Genomic DNA, 4247 nt, shown 5'->3' on the forward strand with positions numbered 1-4247 from the left:
GGCCGGCGTCCGCGCTCTCCAGCCGCTCCGCCGCGCTGCCCTCGTCGTCGGTGCCCGTGCCGGTGCCGGTTCGGGCGGCGTTTCGGTCACCGCTGTCGCCGCTGCCACTGCCGCTGTTGCTGCCGTTGTTGTCGCAGTTGCTGCCGGTGTCCGGGCCCGGTCCCGTGCGCCCGGCCTTCCACTTGGCGAGCAGCGTCTCCAGCCGTGCGGTGACGGCCTCGGCGTCGAGTTGCGTGCCGTCGGCGGCGGTCACGGCGGCCAGGGCGCTCTCCAACCGGGCCACCTCTTCGAGCAGAGGGACGGTTCCATCGCTCGCGGTCCCCTTGCGGGAGCCGCCGTCGGCTTCCGGGGCCAACCGCTCGACGAGGTGTGCGGCCAGCAGCCCCGCCTCGGGGAAGTCGAAGATCAACGCTGCGTGCAGGCGCAGCCCGGTGGTGGCCGCGAGCCGGTTGCGCAGCTCGACGGCGGTCAGCGAGTCGAAGCCCAACTCCTTGAACGAGGCGTCGGCCGGCACGGCGCCGACTCCGGTGTGGCCGAGCACCGTGGCGGCGTGGCCGCGCACCAGATCGAGCACGGTGCGGTGCCGCTCGTCGGCGGACTGCGGGGCGAGCCGCGTGGCCCAGTCGACGGGCTGCCCGCCGTCTCCTCCCGCCGCGGCGCGAGCCGTCCGCCGCGGTCCGGCCGTGGCGCGCCGCGCCGTGTGCGCGGCGTACTCGGCCGCGAGCTCCCGCAGCGGCGCGGGCACCGTGCCCGGCTGCTGGGCGGCGAGGGTGCGGGGGTCGAGCCGCAGCGCGAGCAGCGCGGGGCCGCCGTGCGCGCGTGCCGCGTCCAGCATCGCCAGGCCCTCGGTGGAGCTGTTGGCCTTGATGCCGTAACGGTCGATGCGCGCCAGGTCGGCGTCGCTCAGCCCGCCTGTAAGCCCGCTGGATTCGGCCCACAGCCCCCAGGCGAGGGACTGCCCCGCCAGTCCCTGGGCGCGGCGCTGTGCGGCGAGCGCGTCGCAGTAGGCGTTGGCTGCCGCGTAGTTGGCCTGCCCCGGGGTGCCCAGGGTGGAGGCGAAGGAGGAGAAGAGCAGGAACATGCCGAGCCGCATCCCGGCCGTGGCGGCGTGCAGATGGGCCGCCGCTGTGGCTTTGGCGCGCCAGACACCGGCCAGCTGTTCCGGGGTGAGCGCGGGGACGAGTGCGTTGTCGAGTGTGCCCGCGGCGTGGACCACCCCGGTCAGCGGGTGCGCGGGGTCGATGTCCGCGAGTACCGCGTCCAGCACGGCACGGTCACCGACATCGGCGGCCACGATGTCGACCTCGGCTCCCCACTTGCGTATGCGGGCCGCGAGTTCGACGGCTCCGGGGGCTTCGGGACCGCGGCGGCCGAGCAGCAGGAGGCGGCGGGTGGCGCCGGTGCGGACGAGGTGTTCGGCCACCGCGCTGCCGATGGTCCCGGTGCCGCCGGTGACGAGTACGGTGCCGTCCGGGTCGAGCCGGGCCGGCAGATCGAGCGCCAACTTGCCGGTGTGCCGGGCCTGACTCATGTGCCGTAGCGCCTCGCGTGCCCGCTCCAGCGGCCACGCCCGCACCGGCAGCGGCTCCAGGGCCGTTGCGGTGAACAGTTCCGCGAGGGTGCGCAGCATCTCTCCCAGCCGGTCGGGAGCCACGTCGGCGAGCAGGTCGAAGGCCTGGTACGAGGGGCCGGCCGGAGCGGCCCTGATGTCGGTCTTGCCCATCTCGATGAAGCGGCCGGTGTCGCCGAGCAGCCGGAGGGAGGCGTCGACGGCTTCGCCCGCCAGGCTGTTGAGCACGACGTCGACGGTCGGGAACACGGAAGCGAAGTGCACGTCACGGGAGGAGGCACGGTGGGCCGCGTCGATGCCCATGTCCTCCAGCACGCCGTGCTTGCCGGGGCTCGCCGTGGCGTACACCTCGGCGCCCAGGTGGCGGGCGATCCGCACGGCAGCCATGCCGACGCCGCCGGTCGCGGCGTGCACCAGTACCGACTCACCGGAGCGCAACCCGGCCAGCTCGACGAGCGCGTACCAGGCGGTCAGATATGCGACGGGAGCCGTCGCCGCCTGCCGGAAGTCCCATCCGTCGGGTACGGGCACGAGAGTGCGGGCCTCGGCCACGGCGACCGGTCCGAAAGCGCCGTCGATCAGGCCTGTCACCCGGTCGCCCGGCGCCAGTTCGGTGACGCCGGGGCCGACCTCGGTCACGACGCCCGCACCCTCGCTGCCGGCGAAGACGGCGGTACCGGTCTCGTCGGGGTACATCCCGAGCGCCAGCAGCGCGTCCCGGAAGTTCAGCCCGGCGGACCGTACGTCCAGGCGTACCTGGCCGTGCTCCAGCGGCCGTTCGGCCTGTGGGCAGGGCAGGAGCGCAAGGTTCTCCAGGGTGTCGGCGGTGCCCGTGGTACCGAGCCGCCAGGTCCGCAGCTCCGGGTCCGGTACGAGTGGGGCGGGTTCGCCTGCTCGGGCGAGCCGGGGCACGAACACCTGGCCGTCGCGTACGGCGAGTTGCGGCTCGTCGGTTGCCAGGATGGGCCGAAGGGCCCGCAGTGCGGCAACGCCGACGGGTTCAGGTTCCGAGTCGGGGTCGGGTTCGGTGACGGGATCGGCAGGGTCGATGTCGAGCAGGACGATCCTGCCGGGGTTCTCCGCCTGCGCGCTACGTGCCAGCCCCCACAGCGCGGCGCCCACCGGGTCGGGTGCCTCCATGCCATCGGCGACGGCGACAGCGCCTCGAGTGACCAGCAGCAGCCGGGAGTCGGCGCACCGCTCCTCCGCCAGCCAGTCCTGGATCATCTCCAGCGTCCGGGCGACGGTCACCGGCTCCTCGTCGCCCTCGCCGGGCTTCACCTCGGCCGCGACCACGGGCGGTACGGGGGCGCCCTCGTCCAGGACACGCACCAGCCCCGCCAGATCCGGGTGGTCGCCGGCCTCGCCCAGCACCACCCATGGGGCGCCGTCCGCGGCATCGGACGCGGCACCGGACGCGTCGCCGGACGCGGCAAGGCCCGGTAGCGGGGACCAGTCCAGGGCGAACAGGTCCTCGGCACCGCGCGTCCCGGCAGCGGCCCGGAGCATCGCACTGCTGGACGGGCGCAGTACGACCGACTCGGCGCTCAGTACCGGTTCACCCGCCGTATCGGCCACCAGCACACGTACGCCGTCCTCCAGTCGACCGCCCAGCGGAGTGAGCCGGACGCGTGCGGCCGTGGCTCCCACCGCGTGCAGCACCACACCGCTCCAGACGAACGGCAGCCACACCTGCCCGTTGCCGATCCCGTTCGCCAGCAGGAGCGGCTGCATCGCGGCGTCGAGCAGTGCGGGATGCACCCCGTGGCCCTCGGGTGTGCCGGCGGACTCGGGCAGCGCCACCTCGGCGAGCACGTCCGTACCCTCCCGCCAGGCGGCTCGCAGTCCCCGAAACGACGGCCCGTAGGCGTACCCCTCGGCGGCGGCACGCTCGTAGAACCCCGCCACCGGCAGCGGCTCGGCACCCGCGGGGGGCCAGCTCCCGTTCAGCAGGCCCGGTGTGTCGGGCGTACCGGGGCGCAGCACACCTTCCGCGTGGCATGTCCAGCCGTTCGGGGCAGCGGTGTCCTCCTCGTCCTGGTCGAGGCGGGTGTAGAGGCGCACGCCGCGGCCGCCGTCGTCCTCGGCGGGTTCCACCGCGACCTGGACGCGGAGCCCGCCGGACTCCGGGAGAACGACCGGCTCCTGCAAGGTGAGCTCGGTCAGTTCGTGGCAGCCCGCAGCGTCCCCGGCGCGCAGCACCCACTCCACCAGCGCGGCGCCGGGCACCAGAACCGTGTCCAGCACCCGGTGCTCGGACAGCCAGGAGGATCCCGACGGCCCCGACGCCTGGCACGGCAGCCGTCCCGTCAGCAGCAGTCCGCTGCCGTCGGCGGCCTCCACAGCGGCGCCCAGCAGGGGGTGCCCGGTCGTCTCCAGGCCCAGGTCACCGGCGTCCGCCCCGATGCTCTCCCCCACCAGCCAGTAGCGCTGCCGCTGAAAGGCGTACGTCGGCAGGTCCACAAGGCGCGGTGCCGGGTCGGCGGGGAACCAGGGCGTCCAGTCGACCGGTGCCCCGGCGGTGAACGCCTCGGCCAGCGCATGTCCCAGCTGCTCGCTGCCGCCCTGGTCGCGGCGGAGGGTGGGAACAGTGACGGCGGTGGCGTCGGATTCCTCGAAGCACGCCTGCATGCCGAGAGTGAGTACCGGGTGCGGGCTCACCTCGATGAAGATCCGG

General features: G+C 74.2%; 1 protein-coding gene. It reads right to left on the reverse strand.

Annotation, left to right across the window (positions count from 1 at the left end; translation table 11 throughout):
* Positions 1–4231 (reverse strand): SDR family NAD(P)-dependent oxidoreductase (locus KBY19_RS35605; RefSeq protein WP_307843710.1); only part of this gene is annotated, 4231 nt, incomplete at its 3' end.
* Between the last annotated feature and the right edge of the window lie 16 nt (positions 4232–4247).

Source organism: Streptomyces sp. B15 (genome assembly GCF_018070605.1).
Classification (GTDB): domain Bacteria; phylum Actinomycetota; class Actinomycetes; order Streptomycetales; family Streptomycetaceae; genus Streptomyces; species Streptomyces smyrnaeus.